18 protein-coding genes are annotated in these 20,211 nt (G+C 70.3%); 11 read left to right on the forward strand and 7 right to left on the reverse strand.

The annotated features are described in order from the left end of the window. Nucleotides 1–72 precede the first annotated feature (72 nt). Genes P3F85_RS13155 through P3F85_RS13165 form a run of 3 tightly spaced genes read left to right on the forward strand, consistent with a single transcriptional unit; the run spans nt 73 to nt 2,272 of the window. Entirely contained in the window at nt 73–267 is a 195-nt protein-coding gene (locus tag P3F85_RS13155) for a hypothetical protein (RefSeq protein ID WP_374008143.1), read from the forward strand. Between the two features lie 30 nt (nt 268–297). Further along, nucleotides 298–738, forward strand: a complete 441-nt coding sequence (locus tag P3F85_RS13160; protein ID WP_374008144.1) for a Fur family transcriptional regulator — start codon at nt 298–300, stop codon at nt 736–738. A gap of 40 nt (nt 739–778) precedes the next feature. Then, the gene (locus tag P3F85_RS13165) at nt 779–2,272 is read left to right on the forward strand and encodes a catalase (RefSeq protein ID WP_374008146.1); all 1,494 of its coding nucleotides are present in this window, start codon (nt 779–781) and stop codon (nt 2,270–2,272) included. A gap of 74 nt (nt 2,273–2,346) precedes the next feature. On the opposite strand, the gene P3F85_RS13170 is transcribed toward P3F85_RS13165, so the two are convergent. Beyond that, on the reverse strand, nt 2,347–3,039 hold the full coding sequence (locus tag P3F85_RS13170) for a PhzF family phenazine biosynthesis protein (RefSeq protein ID WP_374008147.1): 693 nt from the start codon (nt 3,037–3,039) through the stop codon (nt 2,347–2,349). A 58-nt stretch (nt 3,040–3,097) separates the two neighbouring features. Here P3F85_RS13170 and P3F85_RS13175 point away from each other — a divergent pair, with 58 nt between their 5' ends. Then, entirely contained in the window at nt 3,098–3,331 is a 234-nt protein-coding gene (locus tag P3F85_RS13175) for a three-helix bundle dimerization domain-containing protein (protein ID WP_374008149.1), read from the forward strand. A gap of 48 nt (nt 3,332–3,379) precedes the next feature. Here the strand turns inward: P3F85_RS13175 and P3F85_RS13180 are convergent, their stop codons facing one another. Then, nucleotides 3,380–4,864 (reverse strand): NAD-dependent succinate-semialdehyde dehydrogenase, encoded by a 1,485-nt coding sequence (locus tag P3F85_RS13180; protein ID WP_374008151.1) that lies wholly within the window; start codon nt 4,862–4,864, stop codon nt 3,380–3,382. After that, nucleotides 4,861–6,222, reverse strand: a complete 1,362-nt coding sequence (gene gabT, locus P3F85_RS13185; RefSeq protein WP_374008153.1) for a 4-aminobutyrate--2-oxoglutarate transaminase — start codon at nt 6,220–6,222, stop codon at nt 4,861–4,863. The genes P3F85_RS13180 and gabT overlap by 4 nt, the downstream gene beginning before the upstream one ends. A 59-nt stretch (nt 6,223–6,281) precedes the next feature. On the opposite strand from gabT, the gene P3F85_RS13190 reads away from it, so the two are divergent. From P3F85_RS13190 to araA, 7 genes are all read left to right on the forward strand, one after another. Further along, nucleotides 6,282–7,766: a PucR family transcriptional regulator gene (locus tag P3F85_RS13190; RefSeq protein WP_374008155.1), complete on the forward strand. Its 1,485-nt coding sequence runs from the start codon at nt 6,282–6,284 to the stop codon at nt 7,764–7,766. A gap of 117 nt (nt 7,767–7,883) precedes the next feature. Beyond that, nucleotides 7,884–8,807: an aldose 1-epimerase family protein gene (locus P3F85_RS13195; RefSeq protein WP_374008157.1), complete on the forward strand. Its 924-nt coding sequence runs from the start codon at nt 7,884–7,886 to the stop codon at nt 8,805–8,807. Between the two features lie 183 nt (nt 8,808–8,990). Then, nucleotides 8,991–9,692 carry a hemerythrin domain-containing protein gene (locus P3F85_RS13200; protein ID WP_374008159.1) on the forward strand — a complete coding sequence of 234 codons (702 nt, stop codon included), beginning with the start codon at nt 8,991–8,993 and terminating at the stop codon, nt 9,690–9,692. Between the two features lie 35 nt (nt 9,693–9,727). Next, the gene (locus P3F85_RS13205) at nt 9,728–10,726 is read left to right on the forward strand and encodes a LacI family DNA-binding transcriptional regulator (RefSeq protein WP_374008161.1); all 999 of its coding nucleotides are present in this window, start codon (nt 9,728–9,730) and stop codon (nt 10,724–10,726) included. A gap of 84 nt (nt 10,727–10,810) precedes the next feature. Beyond that, on the forward strand, nt 10,811–12,442 hold the full coding sequence (locus P3F85_RS13210; RefSeq protein WP_374008163.1) for a xylulokinase: 1,632 nt from the start codon (nt 10,811–10,813) through the stop codon (nt 12,440–12,442). Beyond that, nucleotides 12,439–13,143, forward strand: a complete 705-nt coding sequence (locus tag P3F85_RS13215; protein ID WP_374008165.1) for an L-ribulose-5-phosphate 4-epimerase — start codon at nt 12,439–12,441, stop codon at nt 13,141–13,143. The genes P3F85_RS13210 and P3F85_RS13215 overlap by 4 nt, the downstream gene beginning before the upstream one ends. After that, the gene (araA, locus tag P3F85_RS13220) at nt 13,143–14,660 is read left to right on the forward strand and encodes an L-arabinose isomerase (RefSeq protein ID WP_374008167.1); all 1,518 of its coding nucleotides are present in this window, start codon (nt 13,143–13,145) and stop codon (nt 14,658–14,660) included. Before P3F85_RS13215 ends, araA begins: the two co-directional genes overlap by 1 nt. A gap of 152 nt (nt 14,661–14,812) precedes the next feature. On the opposite strand, the gene P3F85_RS13225 is transcribed toward araA, so the two are convergent. The 4 genes from P3F85_RS13225 to mmsA all read right to left on the reverse strand — a co-directional run bounded on the left by P3F85_RS13225 (nt 14,813) and on the right by mmsA (nt 20,162). Further along, nucleotides 14,813–16,465: a thiamine pyrophosphate-binding protein gene (locus P3F85_RS13225; RefSeq protein ID WP_374008168.1), complete on the reverse strand. Its 1,653-nt coding sequence runs from the start codon at nt 16,463–16,465 to the stop codon at nt 14,813–14,815. 122 nt (nt 16,466–16,587) lie between these two features. Next, nucleotides 16,588–17,376 (reverse strand): isocitrate lyase/phosphoenolpyruvate mutase family protein, encoded by a 789-nt coding sequence (locus P3F85_RS13230; RefSeq protein WP_374008170.1) that lies wholly within the window; start codon nt 17,374–17,376, stop codon nt 16,588–16,590. Between the two features lie 69 nt (nt 17,377–17,445). Beyond that, on the reverse strand, nt 17,446–18,621 hold the full coding sequence (gene mmsB / locus P3F85_RS13235) for a multiple monosaccharide ABC transporter permease (protein WP_374008171.1): 1,176 nt from the start codon (nt 18,619–18,621) through the stop codon (nt 17,446–17,448). Next, the gene (gene mmsA, locus P3F85_RS13240; RefSeq protein WP_374008172.1) at nt 18,618–20,162 is read right to left on the reverse strand and encodes a multiple monosaccharide ABC transporter ATP-binding protein; all 1,545 of its coding nucleotides are present in this window, start codon (nt 20,160–20,162) and stop codon (nt 18,618–18,620) included. Before mmsA ends, mmsB begins: the two co-directional genes overlap by 4 nt. Nucleotides 20,163–20,211 lie beyond the last annotated feature (49 nt).

The following is a 20,211-nucleotide window of genomic DNA, read 5'->3' on the forward strand; positions in this document are numbered from 1 at the left end:
TGTCGTCACGAAGGGGCATACCGGCTCGTCTACATCCATGAAGGCTCGTGGGTGCGGGCCGGAAGGGGAGTCATGGAGCTCACGGTGATTCGCACGAACGACTCGCGTCGGATGGTGGTCTCGGTCGAGGCGCGCAGCGAGGCAGAGGCGCTGCGTGCCATCCAGAATGCGGTCGGCCCGGTGACCATCGTCATGGAGAGGCAGACGGTCCGCCTCCGACAGCCCGTGGCCGCCGGACGCCGCGCCCGGAACTCTGCCTATTTTTAGTTATTCAAAACATCCGACTAGTGTGGGGGCATGGATACGGCACGGCTCGAGAGCGCCCTGCGGGATGCCGGACTCAAAGTGACGCGCGGGCGCGTGGCGGTGCTCGAAGCACTCGACGACCGGCCGCATGCGGATGCCGAGTCGGTGTTCCGTTCGGTTCTTCCGGGGCTGCCGGGCACCTCCATCCAGAACGTGCACAACGTGCTCGGCGACCTGACTGCCGCCGGGCTGCTGCGCCGGATCGAGCCGGCAGGCTCGCCGGCGCGCTACGAGCGACGGGCCGGCGACAACCACCACCACGTCGTCTGCACCTCGTGCGGGGCGGTGGCCGACGTCGACTGCGTCGTGGGTCACGCGCCGTGCCTCCAGCCTTCCGAGGCGGGCGGGTACGCGATCGAGTCGGCCGAGGTCACGTTCTGGGGGCTGTGCCCGTCCTGCCAAGAACGCGCCCCGCGCGTTCTGCACGTCTGAGCGCTCACACGCTGAGCGCTCATCACCACCGAGGAGAACCATGTCGGATGACTACACCACCACCCAGACCGGGACCCCGGTCGCCAGCGACGCACACTCGCTGACGGCCGGACGCGACGGCGCCACCGCGCTGCACGACCGCTACCTCGTCGAGAAGCTCGCCCAGTTCAACCGCGAGCGCATCCCGGAGCGGATCGTCCACGCCAAGGGCGGCGGTGCCTTCGGCGAGTTCGTCGTGACGGGGGATGTCAGCGCGTACACGAAGGCCGCGGTCTTCCAGCCCGGCACGCGCACCCGCACGCTCCAGCGCTTCTCGTCGGTGGCCGGCGAGCAGGGCTCGCCCGACACCTGGCGCGACGTCCGCGGCTTCTCGGTGAAGTTCTACACCACCGAGGGAAACTACGACATCGTCGGCAACAACACCCCGGTCTTCTTCATCCGCGACGGGATCAAGTTCCCCGACTTCATCCACTCGCAGAAGCGCTTGCCCGGCTCGGGCCTCCGTGACGCCGACATGCAGTGGGACTTCTGGACCCTCTCCCCCGAGTCGGCGCATCAGGTCACCTACCTGATGGGCGATCGGGGACTCCCGCGCTCCTGGCGCACCATGCCGGGCTACGGCTCGCACACCTACCAGTGGATCAACGCGGCGGGTGAGCGCTTCTGGGTCAAGTACCACTTCCACGCGCTCCAAGGCAACGAGGAGATGACCGGCGTCGAGGCGGAGCAGCTGGCCGGCGCCGACGCGGACTACTACCGTCGCGACCTCTACGAGGCCATCGAGCGCGGCGACCTGCCGGCCTGGCGCGTATCCGTCCAGGTGATGCCATACGAGGACGCCACGACGTACCGCTTCAACCCGTTCGATCTGACGAAGGTCTGGCCGCACAGCGACTACCCGCTCATCGAGGTCGGCATCCACACTCTCGACCGCAACCCGGAGAACTTCTTCGCGGAGATCGAACAGGCCGCCTTCTCGCCGGCGAACACCGTCCCGGGCATCGACATCAGCCCCGACAAGATGCTGATGGCGCGCGTCTTCTCGTACCCGGACGCCCAGCGCTATCGCGTGGGCACGAACTACAACGAGCTTCCGGTCAACCGTCCGGTCGCCCCGGTGCACAACTACTCGCAGGATGGCGCGGCACGGCACGGCTTCAAGACCGCGGACGCCCCGGTCTACGCACCGAACTCGTTCGGCGGACCGTCGGCACAGCTCGACCGCGCCGGCGAGGGCTCGTGGGAATCCGACGGCGCGCTCGTCCGCTCGGCGGCGACCCTGCACGCGGAGGACGACGACTTCGGCCAGGCCGGGACGCTGTACCGGGAGGTGTACGACGACGCGGCCAAGGAGCGCTTCCTGGACACGATCGCCGGAGCGGTCGGCGGGGTGAAGCGGGAGGACATCCGCGAGCGGGCCATCCAGTACTGGACCAACGTCGACGCCGCCCTCGGGCGCGCGCTGCGTGACCGGCTCCAGTCGCCCGTCCAGACGCCGGACGAAGCAGCGGAGTACGTCGGCGTCGCCGAGTAGCACGCGACGAGTGGTGAGTAGGTGCGCGATCGCCGTGCGAGTCGCGACACCTGCTCACCACTGGGGACCGGACGCTAGAGCGTCGCCTCGATCGTCCGGTCGTACACCGTGGTTCCACCGACCCGCACCCGGCCGTCGCCGAGCGGCTCGGTGAACAGGTTCGAGCCCTCACCCTGAACGATGCTGAGCGGCCGTCCCAGCCGGGCGGTGAGCGCGACGGCCGCGGCGCCGGTCGCCTCGTCCTCGATGATGCCCATCTCGGGCGCGAACATCCGCGACCGGATGCTGCCCTCCGCCTCGTCGATCCACGCGTAGGCGTAGTGCTGGCCGGACGCGAACGCGAACGGGTCGAGCGCGTCCACGTCCTCCGGCGACTCCAGTTGCAGCCAGGAGAACTCCGGAGTCCACTCGGGCCGGGCGGTGATCCAGGCGGTGTCGTCGTCGACGACCACCTCGACGTCCCCGGCGGACTCGCGCAGCACCTCGACCGGGGTGCGCCGGTCGGCAAGCCACCAGGCGGTCCCGACGCTCGGGTGACCGGCGAACGGCAGCTCCTTGGCGGGCGTGAAGATGCGGATGTCCGCAGCCCGCCCGGCCTCGTCGACCGCATCCAGGAACACCGTCTCACTGAAGCCGAGGGCGGTCGCGATCTCCTGCTCGCGCTTCGCCGTCGCGGCCGAACTGGCCACGATCCCGAGCTCGTTCCCGTTCCGGCCGCTCTCATCGGTGAACACGCGAACGACGACTACTTCGATGGTCTCATCCATGAAGCCAGCCTGGCAGACCCCATGGCCGTCGTTAACCCTCCGGGTGCATAATCGCGCCATGACGATCGACGACCGCCAGCTCTCTCGGGGCAGCTCCGAGGAGGACATCGCTGTGGAGCACGCCGCAGAGCGTCTCGCCGAACGCTTCCCCACGGTTCCGCGGGAGCGGATCGACCGGTTGGTCGAGAAGCACCACGAGAGCTTCGACGGCGCTCCGGTGCGAACCTACGTGCCGGTGCTGATCGAGCACGACGTCAAGCAGGAGCTGAACGCAGAAGGGCACGCCGGCTGATCATCAGCTGCGTGCCCCTCGGCGACCAGTCCCACGGCGGATGGCGGGTCAGCCCGGGATCAGCGTGTACTTCGTGCTCAGGTACTCGTGGATGCCCTCGAGACCGCCCTCGCGGCCGAGGCCGGACTGCTTGACGCCGCCGAATGGCGCCGCGGCGTTCGAGACGAGCCCGGTGTTCAGCCCCATCATCCCGGTGTCGATCCGGTCGATCATCCGCTGCCCTCGGGCGAGGTCCTGCGTGAACACGTAACCGACCAGGCCGTACTCGGTCGAGTTGGCGGCCGACACGGCCTCGTCCTCGGTCGAGAACGTCGTCATGGCGAGGACCGGACCGAAGATCTCCTCGCGGAGGATGTCGCTGCCCGGCTGGACATCGGCGATCACGGTCGGCTCGAAGAAGAAGCCGTCGCCCTCGGGAGCCGTTCCACCGGTGAGCACGCGCGCACCGCGATCCACGGCATCCTTCACCAGCGCCGACATGGACGCGACGGCGCGGTCGTCGATCAGCGGTCCGATGGTCACGCCCTCCTCCGTGCCGCGGCCGACCCGGAATCCCTGCACCTTCTCGGTCACGCGGCGAGCGAACTCCTCGGCGACCGACTCGTGCACGATGAACCGGTTCGCGGCGGTGCAGGCCTGGCCGATGTTGCGGTACTTGGCGAGCATCGCGCCCTCCACCGCCTTGTCCAGGTCAGCGTCGCCGAACACCACGAACGGCGCGTTGCCGCCGAGTTCCATGGACGTGCGCAGCACGTTCTGGCCGGCCTGCGCCAGCAGAGACTGGCCGACCGGCGTCGAGCCGGTGAACGACAGCTTCCGCAGCCGTGGGTCCGCGATGATCGGCTCGGAGACCGTGCGGGCGGTGCTGGTCGGGATGACGTTCACCACGCCGTCGGGCACGCCCGCGTCGGCGAGCAGCTGGGCGAAGAACAGGGTGGTCAGCGGGGTCAGCTCGGCCGGCTTCACGACGACGGTGCAGCCCGCCGCGAGCGCAGGCGCGATCTTGCGCGTTGCCATCGCGAGCGGGAAGTTCCACGGCGTGATCAGGTAGCACGGGCCGACCGGGCGCTGGGAGACCACCATGGTGCCGGTCCCCTCCGGGTTCCGCCCGAAGCGGCCGGAGATGCGGACCGCCTCCTCGGAGAACCAGCGGAGGAACTCGCCGCCGTAGGTGACCTCGCCGTTCGCTTCGGCGAGTGGCTTGCCCATCTCGAGCGTCATCAGGAGCGCGAAGTCGTCGCGTCGCTCCTGAAGGAGGTCGAACGCCCGGCGGAGGATCTCCGCCCGAACGCGGGGCGCGGTCGCCGCCCACTCGTCGGCCGCGGCGACCGCAGCGTCGAGCGCGCGGATCCCGTCCTCCGGCGCGGCATTCGCGATGCGCTTGATCACGCGGCCGGTCGCGGGATCCTGTACGGCGATCCGGTCCCGGGTGCCGGCCTCCCAGCGTCCGCCGATGAAGAGCCCGTCCGGCACGCGGGCGAGGAGCTCGCTCTCGCGGGCCGACAGTTCGGTGTTCGTGTCGACGATGGTCATGCGCCGGCCACCGCCTCCGCGACGACGTCGAGACCCTCGATCAGGAGGTGGTCCGGGATGCTCAGCGGCGGAAGGAAGCGGATGACGTTCCCGAACGTGCCGCAGGTCAGCAGGATGACGCCGGCGGCGTGCGCGGCAGCGGCGACCTTCGACGTGAGTGCGGCATCCGGCTCGCCGGTCTCGGGGTCGACGAGCTCGATGGCGACCATCGCGCCGCGTCCGCGGACCTCGGCGACGCGGGGGTCGGCGTCGCGGAGCGCGCCGAGCTTCTCGAAGAGGATGTCGCCGATCTGACGGGCTCGGGACGCGAGGTCCTCGGTCTCGTAGGTCTCGATCGCGGCGAGCGCCGCCACGCAGGCGAGCGGGTTGCCGCCGTAGGTGCCGCCCAGACCGCCCACCTGCGGGGCGTCCATGATCTCGGCGCGGCCGGTGACCGCCGACAGCGGCAGGCCGCCCGCGATTCCCTTCGCGGTGACGATCAGGTCGGGGACGATCCCGAACTGCTCCGAGGCGAACATGGTGCCGGTGCGGGCGAACCCGGTCTGCACCTCGTCGGCGATGAAGACGACGCCGTTGGCGTTCGCCCACTTCTGGAGCGCGGGGAGGAAGCCGTCGGCCGGGACGATGAAGCCGCCCTCGCCCTGGATCGGCTCGATGATGAGTGCGGCGAGGTTGGCGGCGCCGATCTGCTTCTCGATCATGGTGATGGCGCGTGCGGCCGCCTCTGCGCCCGTCAGGCCGCCGTCGCGCAGCGGGTAGCTGAGGGGCGCGCGGTAGATCTCGGGCGCGAACGGTCCGAACCCGTTCTTGTACGGCTGGTTCTTGGCGGTGAGCCCCATCGTGAGGTTGGTGCGCCCGTGGTACGCGTGGTCGAACGCGACGACCGCCTGCTTGCCGGTGTAGTGGCGAGCGATCTTGACCGCGTTCTCCACCGCCTCGGCGCCCGAGTTGAACAGAGCGCTGCGCTTGGCGAAGTCGCCGGGGGTAAGGCGGTTGAGCGCCTCGGCCACATCCACGTAGGAGTCGTAGGGGGCGATCGTGAAGCAGGTGTGCGTGAAGGCGGCGACCTGCGCGGTCACGGCCTCGACGACGCGCGGTGCGGAGTTGCCCACGCCGGTGACCGCGATGCCGGAGCCGAGGTCGATGAGCGAGTTGCCGTCCACATCCACCAGGACCCCTCCACCGGCCGCGACCGTGTAGACGGGGATGGTGGTGCCGACACCGGCAGCGACGGCCTGCGCCTTGCGCTCGGCGCGCTTGCGCGACTCGGGGCCGGGGATCGGGGTGACGAGCCGGCGCTCCTGCGGGAGCGAGGGTCCGCCGACGGGGGCGTCGATGGCGGTGTCGAGGATGGTCATGTCCCGAATCTAAGAAGTGCGGACGATTCGAGTCGTGGACGCGACGTACAATCGCTGCGTTGGGGATCGACACCCTGGCAGATGGAGACCCGATGCCCGCGACCCTGACCCAGCTGCTGGCCCGTCCCGAGCTGGGGTTGCACCTGCTCACGCCGGCCACGGTGGGCGAGTTGGATGCACCGCTCGCCTGGGCGCACAGCTCCGACCTCCCGGACCCCACACCGTTCCTCGCGCCCGGGCAGGTGCTGCTGGTGACACAGCCGCCGGAGGATGCGGAGCCGTATGTGCTGCGGCTGGTGGAGCACGGTATCGCCGCCATCGGGTTCGGGACAGAGGTGGTGCGCGCGGGGACGCCCGCGACGCTTGTCGACGCGTGCACGCGGCATGGGCTGCCGCTGTTCGAGGTGCCATACCGCACGCCGTTCATCGCTGTTGCGCGCTTCGTCGCCGACCGGGTCGCCGCCGACGCCTACGCCCGCAGTACCTGGGCGCTCCGCGCGTCCCGGGCGATCTCACTGGCGGCCCTGCGGCCCGACGCCCTGGGTGCGGTGCTCTCGGAGCTGTCGCGGCAGATCGAGCGGCCGGTCGCGCTCGTGGGAGCCGATGGCGCGGTCGCCCGGAGCCATCCGTCCGGGGCGCTGGACGCACGCGCGCGCCGGGCGCTGTCGGAGGCCGCCGAGCCCCTCCTCCGCAGCGGGCGGCGGGCGGCCGGGGCGGTGGGGACGGACGCGGGTCCGTTCGCGTTGCAGACCCTGGGCGCGGCGGGCCGGCTGCGCGGCGTCCTCGCGGTCGGGTCGGAGGGGTTGGATGCGGCGGCCCAGCAGGTGGTCACGGGTGTGGTGGCCCTCGCCGGGCTGGCGCTGGAGCAGTCCCGGGCCGCCGACGCAGCGCGGGCGCGCCTTCGGACCGCCGTCTGGCGTGCGCTCATCGCAGGCGAGACGACGGTCGCCGGCACCATCGCCGAGCCGGTGCTCGGCGCACTGCCGGAAGCGCCCGTGCGCGTCGCCGTGCTGCACGGCTCGGCTATCGCGGCCGCCGCGGACTGGCTGGAGTCGCACGCCGAGGGCTTCTTCGCCCGCGACGGTCAGGAGCTCGTCATCGTCGGCGATGACGACAACGTCGCGACCGTGGCCGCGCGTTTCGACCTGCGCGGCGGCCTCTCGTCGGCCACGACGCTGGACACCCTCCCGGCCGCCGTTGCGCAAGCGCAGACCGCGCGCGGCCGCGCGAGCGGTGACGACCCGGTGCCCTCGTTCGACGATGTGGCGGCGGCCGGGATGCTCGCGCTGCTGCACACACCCGACGCGCGGGCCGTGGCCGAGACCTCGCTCCGGCCCTTGGTCGCCGCCGACCCGTCCCTCCCGCGTGTGCTCCGCACCTGGCTGGACGCGGACGGCGTGTACGACGTGGCTGCGCGCCAACTCGGGATGCACCGGCACACGCTGCGGGCGCGCGTCGCGGACGCCGAGCGCCTGCTCGGTCGCGACCTCTCCTCCTTCGCAGCGCGCGCCGACCTCTACGCGGCCCTCCGAGCCTCCACCTGACCCCCGCCCGTAGCCGCCGAGCACAGGAAAAGTGCGCTCCGAGCGGCCCGAACCCCGCAAATTTCCTGTGCTCGGCGGCTACTGTGCTCGGCGGGCGCTGTCGGGGAGAATGGGCGGATGAGCACACCGATCTCCGGAACCCACTTCGGCCTCACGGCCGGCGACTACCACGCGACCATCGCCTCCGTCGGCGCGACCCTGCGCACGCTCGAGTTCGACGGCCGCGCGCTGGTCGTTCCGTTCGACCCGGACGAAGTGCGCCCCGCCTTCCGCGGCGCGACCCTCGCGCCGTGGCCGAACCGGGTGGTCGACGGCCGCTACACCTTCGAGGGTGAGGAGCAGCAGCTTCCGCTCACCGAGCCGAATCGCGGGCACGCGCTCCACGGCCTTGCGGCCTGGCTCGACTTCGACGCGATCGACCGGTCGGCGAGCAGCGTGACTTTCGCCGCAACCATCCAGGCCCAGGCGGGATACCCGCACCGGGTGGATGTGAGCGTCGCGTTCTCCCTCGACGAGTCGGGGCTGCACGCCACCGTGACGGGCACCAACTCCGGCCCGACCCGGGCGCCCTGGGGAACAGGCCCGCACCCGTACCTCGTAGCGGGGCCCGGGCGCGTCGACGAGTGGACGCTGACCCTTCCCGCGGACGACGTGCTGCTGGTCACCGAAGACCGTCTCATCCCGACGGTCCTCAGCGATGTGACGTCCGCCGAGGACGGAATCTGGGACTTCCGCACAGCCCGCCGGATCGGTGACACCTTCATCGACCACGCCTTCACCGGTCTGCAGCGGACCGCGGACGGGCTCGCGACTGTCCGCGTCACCGCCCCCGAGGGCACGGGCGTCGAGATGGCCTGGGGCGAGGACTGCCCGTGGGTGCAGGTCCACACGGCCGACCAGCCGGTGCCCGAGCTGGACCGGCTCGGCCTGGCGGTCGAGCCCATGACGTGCCCGCCGGACGCCTACAACTCCGGGACCGATCTGATCGTGCTGGAGCCCGGGGCATCGGCCTCCGCCTCCTGGACCATCCGCGCCATCTGACGCAAACGGATGCGCGCGGCCCTCCACGACGGGCCGCGCGCACAGCGATGCTACGGCCCCCACTCGCTCCGGCGAACTGTACGCACTGTCGAGCGATCCATCCCGCCCTCGACACCGCGTCGTAGCGCTCACTCTTCCGATTCGGGGATGCCACGACGGGTCGGGCGGCGCTAGGGTTCCGCCATGTCAGCGACCCCACTCCCTTCCTCCGGCGCGTCCCCGCTCGATGGACCGAAGACCTGCGACGCCAGCGGCATGATCGAGATCCACCGCCTCTTCCGGCACTCGTTCGACGAAGCACCTCGTCTCATCGAGGGCGTCGCCGACGGTGACTCCGCGCACGCCGACGCCGTCGGCGACCAGCTCGCCATGATCTCGACCGCCTTGCACGGCCACCACGAGGGCGAGGACGCCCGGCTCTGGCCGGCGCTCGACGAACGCGCCCCGAGCTGCGCCGCTCACGTACAGCGGATGCGGGAGCAGCACGCGGCGATGCTCGTGCACCTGACGGCGCTGGATGCGGCCCTCCCGGCGTGGCGGCAGCAGCCGTCGGAGGCGACCGCGGCTCCGCTGCTATCCGCCGTGGACGGCATCCGGGACGCCCTCACCCAGCACCTGCCGGACGAGGAGGCGAACATCGTCCCGGTCATGGAGCACGTGCTCACGAAGGAGGAGGTCGAGTGGTTCGCCAAGCACGGGCGTGCCTCGACTCCCAAGGGCCATACCTGGTACATGCTCGGCGCGATCCTCGCGGCCCAGCCGGATGGCGGCGGAGCGTGGCTGAAGAAGAACCTCCCCGCACCCGTGGCCCTCACCTGGCGCTGGGCCGGCCAGCGCAAGTACGCGCGCTTCCGCGCCGCCCTGGAGGGACAACCCGCCGCATAGCGAGGCCCCACCACTGCATCCCCTACAGTGTGCTTGTGGATGAGCAGGGGCGGGCGCCCGGGGTGCGCGAGGTCGCCGCTGCGGCGGGGGTGTCCCGCCAGACCGTGTCCCGCGTCCTCAACGACCACCCCAGCATCCGGCCGGAGACGCGCGAGCGTGTGCTCGCGGCGATGGAGCAGCTGAGCTTCCGCCCCAACCGCGCCGCCCGTATGCTGACCACCTCACGGTCGACGACCATCGGCGTCCTCGTCGCTTCGCCGTCCTCGCTGTTCGGCCCCGCGTCGAGCATCGACGCGATCGAGAAGGCCGCCCGCGACGCCGGCTACTTCGTCACCGTGGCGCATGCGGCCTCGCTGGATACCGCCGCGGTCGAGGCGGCGCTGGAGCAGCTGAGCGCGCAGGCCGTCGAGGGCGTCGTCGTCGTCGCGCCGCAACAGCGGATCCAGGATGCGATGGACGCGGTGTCCCTCCGCGTCCCGTCGATCACGCTGCACGGAGCAGGGACGGCTGGGGACCACGGAGTCTTCGTCGACCAGTTCGAGGGGGCGCGGCTCGCGACCCGCCACCTGCTCGAGCGCGGGCACGTGCGCATCGCGCACCTGAGCGGCCCCGGCGACTGGTCGGAGGCCCGCGCGCGCCGCGAAGGCTTCTTGCGGGAGATGGAGGCGGCGGGTGCCGATCCCGTCGTCTCGCGGGACGGCGACTGGACCGCGGCCTCCGGCGCACGGATCGGCGCGAACCTGGTCGCCGACCCGACGATCACTGCGCTGTTCTCGTCGAACGACCAGATGGCGCTCGGGGCGATGTTCGCGGCAGGTCAGGCGGGGCGGTCGATCCCGGACGACCTCGCCGTGGTCGGTTTCGACGACATCCCGGAGGCCGCGTTCCTCACGCCGCCGTTGACGACGGTCCGGCAGGATTTCGCCGAGCTCGGCCGCCGCTGCGTCGCACGGCTGATCGCCGAGATCGAGGGGACGGACCTGGAGTTCGACGCCCCCGTGGCTCCCGAGCTGGTGCTCCGGGCCTCCACCTGATCCCGGCGACCGCTTGACACCGGAGCAGTGTCATCGCGTAAGCTCGACTCGAATGTGACCGGTCACAATGACGTGAGGAGCTGTATGACCGCGCCGGAAACGCGCCCTGCCGACACGATCGCGACAGGACGCACTGCCCTCGGTATCGAGTTCGGGTCGACCCGCATCAAGGCCTGCCTAGTGGATGCGGACGACCCGGGCACCGTGCTGGCCGTCGGCTCCCACGACTGGGAGAACGAGTACGTCGATCGGCTCTGGACCTACTCGCTCGACTCCGTGTGGTCCGGACTCCAGACCGCGTACGCCGGGCTCCTCGCGGATGCCGAGCGACGGCACGGCGTGAAGCCCGCGACCTTCGGCGCCATCGGCGTCTCCGCGATGATGCACGGCTACCTGGCGTTCGACGCGGCGGGCGAGCTCCTCGTCCCGTTCCGGACGTGGCGCAACACGAACACCGGTCCCGCGGCCGCTGAGCTGACCGACGCGTTCGGGGTCAACATCCCGCTCCGCTGGTCGATCGCCCACCTGCACCAGGCCGTGATCGACGCCGAGCCGCACGTCCCGCACCTCGACTCGATCACCACGCTGGCCGGTTACGTGCACCGGCGGCTGACCGGACGCAACGTCCTCGGCGTCGGGGATGCGTCGGGCATGTTCCCGATCGACCCGGCGACCAAGACCTACGATGCCGACCTCCTGAACCGCTACGCCGCACTCCCGAGCGCGGACGGTATCGATCTGCCCGCGCTGCTGCCCGACGTCCTCGTCGCCGGGCAGGCCGCGGGCACGTTGACGCCGGACGGAGCCGCGCTGCTCGACCCGAGCGGCGCGCTGCAGCCGGGAATCCCGTTCTGCCCGCCGGAGGGCGACGCCGGGACGGGCATGGTCGCGACGGCATCCGTCGCTCCGCGGACCGGCAACGTCTCCGCCGGCACGAGCATCTTCGCGATGGTCGTGCTCGAACGCCCCCTGGCCACCGTGCACCACGAACTCGACCTCGTCACCACGCCCGCCGGTGATCTGGTCGCCATGGTGCACTGCAACAACGGCGCGAGCGAGCTCGCTGCGTGGGCCGGACTGTTCGGCCGGTTCGCCGAGGCCGCCGGTGGCCCGCTCACCGCGGATGCCGTGTACGACATCCTGTTCCGCGAGGCGCTCGACGGTGACGCGGACGCGGGCGGCCTGCTCGCCTACAACCACCTCGCCGGGGAGCCGATCGCCGGGCTCGCCGAGGGCCGTCCCCTCGTCCTCCGCACGCCCGACAGCCGGCTGACCCTCGCCAACTTCGTGCGCGCGCAGCTCTACAGCGTGTTCGGCACGTTGGCGCTCGGGATGCGCGTCCTGCATGACGAGGGCGTCGCGCTCGACCGGATGTTCGCCCACGGCGGCATGTTCCGGACCGCCGGAGTCGCCCAGCGCTTCCTCGCCGCAGCCCTGGTCGCGCCGGTGTCCGTCGCCGACACCGCCTCAGAGGGAGGTGCGTGGGGCGTCGCCGTGCTCGCGGCCTACCTCACCGCCGAGGGCGACTCCCCCGACGGCGCCGGTCTCGACGAATACCTCCGCCACCGGGTCTTCGGCGGCTTCGCCTTCGAGACCACGAACCCGCACCCCGCTGACGTCGCGGGCTTCGCACAGTTTCTCCAGCGATACGAGGCCGGGCTCTCCGTCGAGCGCGCCGCGATCGACGCCATCCCCGTGGAAGGAGCCTCGGCATGACGACCGACCTCGAAACCCCCGCCGTCCGCGCTGTTCGGGAGCGTGTGGCTGCGCTGCACGGCGAGCTGGTGCGGTACGGACTCGTGGTCTGGACCGGCGGCAACGTCTCCGAGCGCGTTCCCGGCGAGGACCTCTTCGTCATCAAGCCGAGCGGGGTCGACTACGACGACCTGGCTCCGGAGAACATGATCCTCTGCACTCTGGACGGAGAGGTGGTCCCCGGATCGATCGGGAGCGACCGCTCGCCCTCCTCCGACACCGCGGCGCACGCGTACGTGTACCGCGCGCTGCCGGAGGTGGGCGGTGTCGTCCATACCCACTCCACCTACGCCACCGCCTGGGCGGCGCGTGCCGAACCCATCCCGTGCGTGATCACCGCGATGGCGGACGAGTTCGGCGGCGAGATCCCGGTCGGGCCCTTCGCTATCATCGGCGACGACTCCATCGGGCGCGGGATCGTCGACACCCTCGACGGACACCGCAGCCGCGCCGTGCTGATGCAGAACCACGGGGTCTTCACCATCGGAACGAACGCACGCGACGCCGTCAAGGCCGCCGTCATGGCCGAGGATGTCGCCCGCACCGTCCACATCGCCCGCCAGGGCGGACCGCTCGTCCCCATTCCCGCGGAGGCCATCGACCGCCTCTTCGACCGCTACCAGAACGTCTACGGACAGAAGCCGGAAGGACCCCTCTCCTGATGCCCAAGCTCACCACCTCCCTCGACCACTACGAGGTCTGGTTCCTCACGGGAAGCCAGCACCTCTACGGCCCGGAGACCCTCGCGCAAGTCGCCGACCAGTCGCGCGCCATCGCCGACGAGCTGGGCGCTGCCGCGGACGTCCCGGTGCGCGTGGTGTGGAAGCCGGTGCTCACCGACTCCGACGCCATCCGGCGGACGATGCTCGAGGCGAACGCCGACGACGCGGTGATCGGCCTGGTGGCGTGGATGCACACCTTCAGCCCCGCGAAGATGTGGATCGCAGGGCTCGACGCGCTGCAGAAGCCGCTCCTCCACTTCCACACGCAGGCGAACGTCGAGCTCCCGTGGGGCGAGATCGACTTCGACTTCATGAACCTGAACCAGGCGGCCCACGGCGACCGCGAGTTCGGGTACATCCAGACCCGTCTCAGCGTCCCGCGCACGACGGTCGTCGGGCACGTGAGCAACCCGGTCGTCACCGCCCGGATCGGCACGTGGATGCGCGCCGCCGCCGGATGGGCCGCCACCCGATCCCTGAAGCTCGCCCGGTTCGGCGACAACATGCGCTTCGTCGCGGTGACCGAGGGCGACAAGACCGAGGCCGAGCTGGTCTTCGGCGTGCAGGTGAACACCTGGGGCGTCAACGAGCTCGCGGAGGCCGTGGCCGCCGCCTCGGAGACCGACGTGGATGCGCTGGTCGCCGAGTACGAGGAACTGTACGACGTCGTCCCCGAGCTGCGCCGCGGCGGCGAGCGCCACCAGTCGCTGCGCGATGGTGCCGCCATCGAACTCGGTCTGCGGTCGTTCCTGGAGGAGGGCGGCTTCGGTGCCTTCACCACGAGCTTCGAAGACCTCGGAGCGCTCAAGCAGCTCCCCGGTCTCGCGGTGCAGCGCCTGATGGCCGAGGGCTACGGCTTCGGCGCCGAGGGCGACTGGAAGACCGCGATCCTGGTGCGCGCAGCAAACGTGATGGGTGCGGGCCTCCCGGGCGGCGCATCCCTCATGGAGGACTACACGTACGACCTCACGCCCGGCGACGAGCGCATCCTCGGCGCCCACATGCTCGAGGTGGCCCCCTCGCTGACGAGCGCGAAGCCGTCGCTCGAGGTGCATCCTCTCGGCATCGGCGGCAAGGACGACCCGGTGCGACTCGTCTTCACCGCCGACCCGGGCCCGGCCGTCGTGGTCGCCCTCTCGGACATGCGCGACCGCTTCCGCCTCGTGGCGAACGTCGTGGAGGTGGTCGAGCCGACCGCTCCGCTGCCGAAGCTGCCGGTGGGCCGCGCGGTGTGGAAGCCCGCGCCCGACTTCACCACGTCCGCAACGGCGTGGCTGGAGGCCGGGGCCGCCCACCACACCGTGATGAGCACGGCTGTCGGCGTCGAGACGTTCGCGGACTTCGCCCGTATCGCCCGCACCGAGCTCCTCATCATCGACGAGTCGACGAGCCTCCGCGACATCCGCCGCGAGCTGGACTGGAACGCCGCCTACTACCGCCTCGCCCGCGGCCTCTAACCCCCTCCCCCTTCCCGCTCCCCCCCTCCCCTCCCCCTCCGCCTCCCCTTGGCCTCGAGGTGCACGTAGTGGTCGCAAAAGCGGCGGAATAGCCGCCACTAGGTGCACTTCGGGGAGATCGGGACGCGGGAGGAGGAGGGCGAGCTGGCGGGTCAGGAGTTGATGCGGATGATTTCGTGCTGGTAGGGGGCGACGACGTCGCCCGAGATGCGGAGGTCGAGCACCAGGAAGGGGCGCTCCGCGGCGGGGCGAGCGGTCCACTCGGCGAGTGCGTCCAGGTCCTCGGGCGTCCGGACGACGACGCCCTCCGCCCCGACCGCGCGGCCGAGGGCGGCGAAGTCGACCTCCGGGATGCGCATCGGCCCCTGCGCGAGTCCCTTCCGTCCGTACAGGTGCACCTCCGCGCCGTACGCCGCGTCGTTCCAGACCACGGCGAGCCCGCGCCCGCCTGCGACCCGGACCGCCGACTCCAGGTCCGCGAGCGCCATCAGTCCGCCGCCGTCGCCCGTGGTCAGCACGATGGTGGATTCGGGATGCGCGAGCGCGGCGCCCGGGACGCTGGGCCAGCCCAGACCGATCGACTGGTACGCCGTCCCGACCATGATCATCCGGTCGGGTGACGCCACCGGCCAGTACATGTTCGCCCAGCCGATGAAGTGGCCGCCGTCGGAGACGACGACGCGGTCCTCCGGCAGCAGCTCCCCGATGCGGGCGGCCGCCGTTCGGGGGTCCAGCCTCCCGTCGGCCGCCAGGCCGTCCCCACGCGGATGCGCTCGATGCGGATCGAGGTCGAGCGACTCCCGCCATCCGGACGGGGTGGCCGCGGCGGCCGCCAACCGCGTCACCAGGGCCTCGGCCACCAGCCGCGCATCCCCGCGCAGGTACGAACCGACGTGCGGGTGCGTCGCAGCGGGGCGCGTGTCCACCTGGATGATGCGCGTGCCGGGCGCGAACAGCTCGCCGAACCGCATCGTGAACTGGTTGAGCGACGCACCGAACACGACGGCGACGTCGGCCGCCCGGACGAGCTCCATCGCGCCCTCGGCCCCGAAGCCTCCGGTCACGCCGAGGTCGTAGCGCTCGTCGGGGAAGACGCCGCGACCCAGGGCCGTGGAGGCGGTGAGCGCGCCGGTCGCGTCGGCGAGCGCGCCGAGCGCCTCGCCCGCGCCGGAGAGCCACGCCCCTCGACCGGCCAGCAGGAACGGCCGCTGCGCCCCGGCGAGCGCGGATGCCGCCGCATCGATGGCGCCCTGCGAGAACGGATCGCTCGGGGCCTGCGGCGCGGGCAGCACGGGCTCGGGCGCTTCCGGTACCGGCCCTGCGTCGCGCGTGGCCACGTCGTACGGGATCGCGATCACGGTCGGCAGCCGGTAGGTCAACGCGTGCTCGACAGCGATGGCCGTCGTGGCCGCCGCATCCGCCCGGCCGACCGTGTAGGTGCGGGCGCCGACAGCCGCGGCGAGCGCGATCTGGTCGACGTCCCACGGGCGGGGACCCGAGGTGGGCTCGTCTCCGACGACGAGGATCAGGGGGATGTGCGCCTGCACGGCCTCCGCGAGGGCCGTGAGCGTGTTGGTGAAGCCGGCGCCGTAGGTCGCTGTGGCGGCGGCGAGCCGCCCGGAGGCCCGGAAGTACGCGTCGGCGGCGACGACCGCGCCCGCCTCGTGACGCATCGCGCAGTACTCGCCGCCGTTCTGGCGCACCAGCGCGTCGAGGAAGTGGGCGTTGCCGTTGCCCATCACCCCGAAGACGTGGTCGACGTGGCGAGCGAGGGTGGCGGCGACGTGTGCGGAGACGGAGGGCATGGCAGAGCCTTTCGAGACGGACGGAGGGGCGATTCCGTATATGTCTCGCCTACCGCGGCCCACGGCGGCTTCGTGCCCATTTTTCGAGCATCGGCGGTTCGAGACCGCCGGACGCGACCATCCTAACGGGAGGCGGGGCGCACGTCGGCGGCCCGGGCGAACTCGACGAGGCGGCGCTGCGATTCAGCGTACGAGGTCGCGGTCGGCACCTCGCGTCCATCCCGGACCGCCTCGGCGACGGCCACGGCCGCATCGATGGCGACGCGGTACGGCAGCGATCCCGTGCTGACCCTCCGCACCCCGAGTGCCTGCAGGTCGTCGAGCGTGAGGCCGGGCACCACGAGCACGTTCAGCGGCAACGGGATGGCCGTGGCCAGCTCCTCCAGCGTCGCCGGATCGGTCGCGCCGGGGACGAAGATGCCGTCGGCCCCGGCGTCGGCATAGACCCTCGCCCGTTCCAGCACCGCCGGGACGGTGTCGTCCTCGTGGAACCAGTACGAGTCGATGCGCGCGTTGACGAAGACGTCCGGTGCCGCCCGCTTGATCGCGGCGATCTTGGCGGACGGGACGGCCGGGTCGACCAGCCGTGCGCCTGCAGAGTCCTCCAGGTTCACCCCGTCAGCCCCGAGCCCGGCGATGAACTCCGCCACCGCCACCGGATCGTCGCTGTAGCCGTCCTCGATGTCAGCCGTCACGTGCACCGGCAAAACCGCCAGCGCACGAACCAGCGCGACCGTCGCTTCCCGGCTCGCGCCCTCCGCGTCCGGGCGCCCCGTGGACGCGTTGACGCCGAAACTGGTCGTCCCGACCGCCGGGAAACCGGCCGCCACGAACCCGAGCGCCGAGCCGACATCCCACGCATTGGGCAACAGGAGGGGGCGGTCAGCGTAATGCAGTTCACGGAACGTCATGGCTATCACCCTCCATGCGGAGAGTAGCGCCGACCGGGGCGCACTGGTAGCCCCGGCCGGCGCACCGGATCAGACGCCGACCGAGCGGCGCTTGTTGTAGACGTCGAACGCGACGGCCGCCAGCAGCACCAGTCCCTTGATGAGCAGCTGGTAGTCGCTGTCGATGCCGAGGATCGACATGCCGTTGTTCAGCACACCGATGATCAGACCACCGATGATCGCGCCGGTGACGGTGCCGATACCGCCGGTCACCGCCGCGCCGCCGATGAACACCGCGGAGATCGCATCCAACTCGAAGCCGTTGCCAGCGCTGGGACTGGCCAGGTTGAGCCCGGCGGTGAACACCAGGCCGGCCACGGCCGACAGCACGCCCATGTTGACGAAGAGCAGGAACGTCACCCGCTTGGTCTTGACGCCCGACAGCGCCGCGGCCTGGAGGTTGCCACCGATGGCGTAGATGTGGCGGCCGAACACCGAGCGGTTCATGACCGCCGAGTACCCCACCACCAGCACGGCGAGGATGATCAGCACGATCGGCGTCCCGTTGTAGCTGGCGAGCAGCACGGTCATGACCAGCACGAGGAGCACCAGGAACGCGAGCTTGATGATGAACCACCACAGCGGCTCGTCCTCGAGGTCGTACTTGCGGCGGACCGCCCGCTGACGGATCCCGTTGGCGAGGATCGCGATGCTCGCGAGCGCGCCGAGGATCATGGTCAGCGGCTCGTACCCGGTCGTCCCGAAGGCGGGGAGGAAGCCCGACCCGATCGCGCGGAACTCCTTCGGGAAGAACGAGATCTGCTGGTTGCCGAGGGCGATCTGCGCCGCACCGCGGAAGGCGAGCATGCCGGCCAGCGTGACGATGAACGCGGGGATGCCGAAGTACGCGATCCAGAACCCCTGCCAGGCACCCACCAGGGCTCCGAGCACCAGGCAGAACACGATCGCGAGCGGCCACGGCAGGTGCCAGTTCGAGATGAACACGCCGGCCATCGCGCCGATGAAGGCGACGACACTTCCGACCGAGAGGTCGATGTGCCCGGCGATGATCACCATCACCATTCCGATCGCCAGGATCAGGATGTAGCTGTTCTGCACGATCAGGTTCGACACGTTGATCGGTGCGAGCGTGATGCCGCCCGTCGCGATCTGGAAGAACACGACGATCGCGATCAGGGTGATGAACAGACCGATCTGGCGAAGCTGCCCGGTCAGGTAGTTCAGGGCTTTCGTAAGCGGTTTCATGCGGAGTTCTTCTCGCGTTCCTGGGTCATGAATTGCATGAGGTATTCGGCAGTGGCCTTCTCCCGCGGCACGTCGGCGGTGATCCGGCCCTCGCTGAGGGTGTAGATGCGGTCGCAGATCCCGAGCAGTTCGGGGAGCTCCGAGGAGATGACGACGATGCCTTTCCCCTGGTCCGCCAGCCGGTCGATGATCGTGTAGATCTCGTACTTGGCTCCGACGTCGATGCCACGGGTCGGCTCGTCGAGGATGAGGACCTCCGGATCGGAGTACATCCACTTCGACAGCACGACCTTCTGCTGGTTGCCGCCGGAGAGCTTCCCGGTGAGCGTCAGGACATTCGGGGTCTTGATGTTCATCGACCTCCGGTACTCCTCCGCCACGAGCGATTCCCGCTGCTCGTTGACGAACTTGAACCAGTTGACGAGCTTGTCGAGCGCCGCGATGGAGATGTTGCGCTGGATGTTGTCGATCAGGTTGAGCCCGAAGTGCTTGCGGTCCTCGGTCGAGTAGGCGATGCCGTTGTCGATCGCCTTGGACACCGTGCTCACCGAGATCGGCTTGCCGCGCTTGTACACCTGCCCGCTGATCCCGACGCCGTAGCTGCGTCCGAAGATGCTCATCGCGAGCTCGGTTCGGCCGGCGCCCATCAGTCCGGCGATCCCGACGATCTCGCCCGCCCGCACCGTGAAGTTCACGTCGTCGACGACGACGCGATTGCGGTCGAGTGGATGGTGGACGGTCCAGTTCTCGACGCGGAGGAGCTCTTCGCCGATGTGAGGCACGTGATCGGGGAAGCGGCTGGCAACATCCCGGCCCACCATCCCCTTGATGATGCGCTCCTCGCTCGTGCCCTCCTTGCCCATCTCGAGCGTCTCGATCGTGCGGCCGTCGCGGATGATCGTGACGCGGTCGGCGATCGCTTTGATCTCGTTCAGCTTGTGGCTGATGATGATCGACGTGATGCCGTGCGCCTGCAGCTGCCGGATCAGGTCGAGCAGGTGAGCCGAGTCGTCGTCGTTCAGCGCGGCCGTCGGCTCGTCGAGGATGAGGATCTTGACCTCTTTGGAGAGCGCCTTCGCGATCTCCACCAGCTGCTGCTTGCCGACGCCGATGTCCTTGATCTTGGTGATCGGGTTGTCGTGCAGCCCCACCCGGGCGAGCAGCTTGGCCGCCTCGAGATTGGTCTCGTTCCAGTCGATGAAGCCGTGGCGCTGCCTCTCATTGCCGAGGTAGATGTTCTCGGCGATCGAGAGGTACGGCGACAGCGCCAGCTCCTGGTGGATGATGACGATACCGGCGGCCTCGGAGTCGTTGATCGAACGGAACTCGAGCGGCTCGCCGTTCACGACGATCTCGCCCTCGAACGTGCCGTGCGGGTACACGCCCGACAGCACCTTCATCAGCGTGGACTTGCCCGCGCCGTTCTCACCGCAGATCGCGTGGACGGATCCCTCCTCGACGCGGATCGACACATCCTGCAGCGCCTTGACGCCGGGGAAGGACTTCGAGATGTTGCGCATCTCGAGAATCGTGTTGGCCATGGTCTCCCTTGCTCGCATGACTTCCGGGCGGGACGCGGAGTGCGCGTCC

This window comes from Leifsonia sp. T36S-04, from assembly GCF_042465655.1.
Taxonomy (GTDB): domain Bacteria; phylum Actinomycetota; class Actinomycetes; order Actinomycetales; family Microbacteriaceae; genus Leifsonia.

What these genes read in the sequence shown, in the direction of transcription:
- P3F85_RS13155 (WP_374008143.1), top strand. Translation starts at nt 73, where the DNA reads ATGGAGCTCACGGTGATTCGCACGAACGACTCGCGTCGGATGGTGGTC.
- P3F85_RS13160 (WP_374008144.1), top strand. Translation starts at nt 298, where the DNA reads ATGGATACGGCACGGCTCGAGAGCGCCCTGCGGGATGCCGGACTCAAA.
- P3F85_RS13165 (WP_374008146.1), top strand. Translation starts at nt 779, where the DNA reads ATGTCGGATGACTACACCACCACCCAGACCGGGACCCCGGTCGCCAGC.
- P3F85_RS13170 (WP_374008147.1), bottom strand. Translation starts at nt 3,039, where the DNA reads ATGGATGAGACCATCGAAGTAGTCGTCGTTCGCGTGTTCACCGATGAG.
- P3F85_RS13175 (WP_374008149.1), top strand. Translation starts at nt 3,098, where the DNA reads ATGACGATCGACGACCGCCAGCTCTCTCGGGGCAGCTCCGAGGAGGAC.
- P3F85_RS13180 (WP_374008151.1), bottom strand. Translation starts at nt 4,864, where the DNA reads ATGACCATCGTCGACACGAACACCGAACTGTCGGCCCGCGAGAGCGAG.
- gabT (WP_374008153.1), bottom strand. Translation starts at nt 6,222, where the DNA reads ATGACCATCCTCGACACCGCCATCGACGCCCCCGTCGGCGGACCCTCG.
- P3F85_RS13195 (WP_374008157.1), top strand. Translation starts at nt 7,884, where the DNA reads ATGAGCACACCGATCTCCGGAACCCACTTCGGCCTCACGGCCGGCGAC.
- P3F85_RS13200 (WP_374008159.1), top strand. Translation starts at nt 8,991, where the DNA reads ATGTCAGCGACCCCACTCCCTTCCTCCGGCGCGTCCCCGCTCGATGGA.
- P3F85_RS13210 (WP_374008163.1), top strand. Translation starts at nt 10,811, where the DNA reads ATGACCGCGCCGGAAACGCGCCCTGCCGACACGATCGCGACAGGACGC.
- P3F85_RS13215 (WP_374008165.1), top strand. Translation starts at nt 12,439, where the DNA reads ATGACGACCGACCTCGAAACCCCCGCCGTCCGCGCTGTTCGGGAGCGT.
- araA (WP_374008167.1), top strand. Translation starts at nt 13,143, where the DNA reads ATGCCCAAGCTCACCACCTCCCTCGACCACTACGAGGTCTGGTTCCTC.
- P3F85_RS13225 (WP_374008168.1), bottom strand. Translation starts at nt 16,465, where the DNA reads ATGCCCTCCGTCTCCGCACACGTCGCCGCCACCCTCGCTCGCCACGTC.
- P3F85_RS13230 (WP_374008170.1), bottom strand. Translation starts at nt 17,376, where the DNA reads ATGACGTTCCGTGAACTGCATTACGCTGACCGCCCCCTCCTGTTGCCC.
- mmsB (WP_374008171.1), bottom strand. Translation starts at nt 18,621, where the DNA reads ATGAAACCGCTTACGAAAGCCCTGAACTACCTGACCGGGCAGCTTCGC.
- mmsA (WP_374008172.1), bottom strand. Translation starts at nt 20,162, where the DNA reads ATGGCCAACACGATTCTCGAGATGCGCAACATCTCGAAGTCCTTCCCC.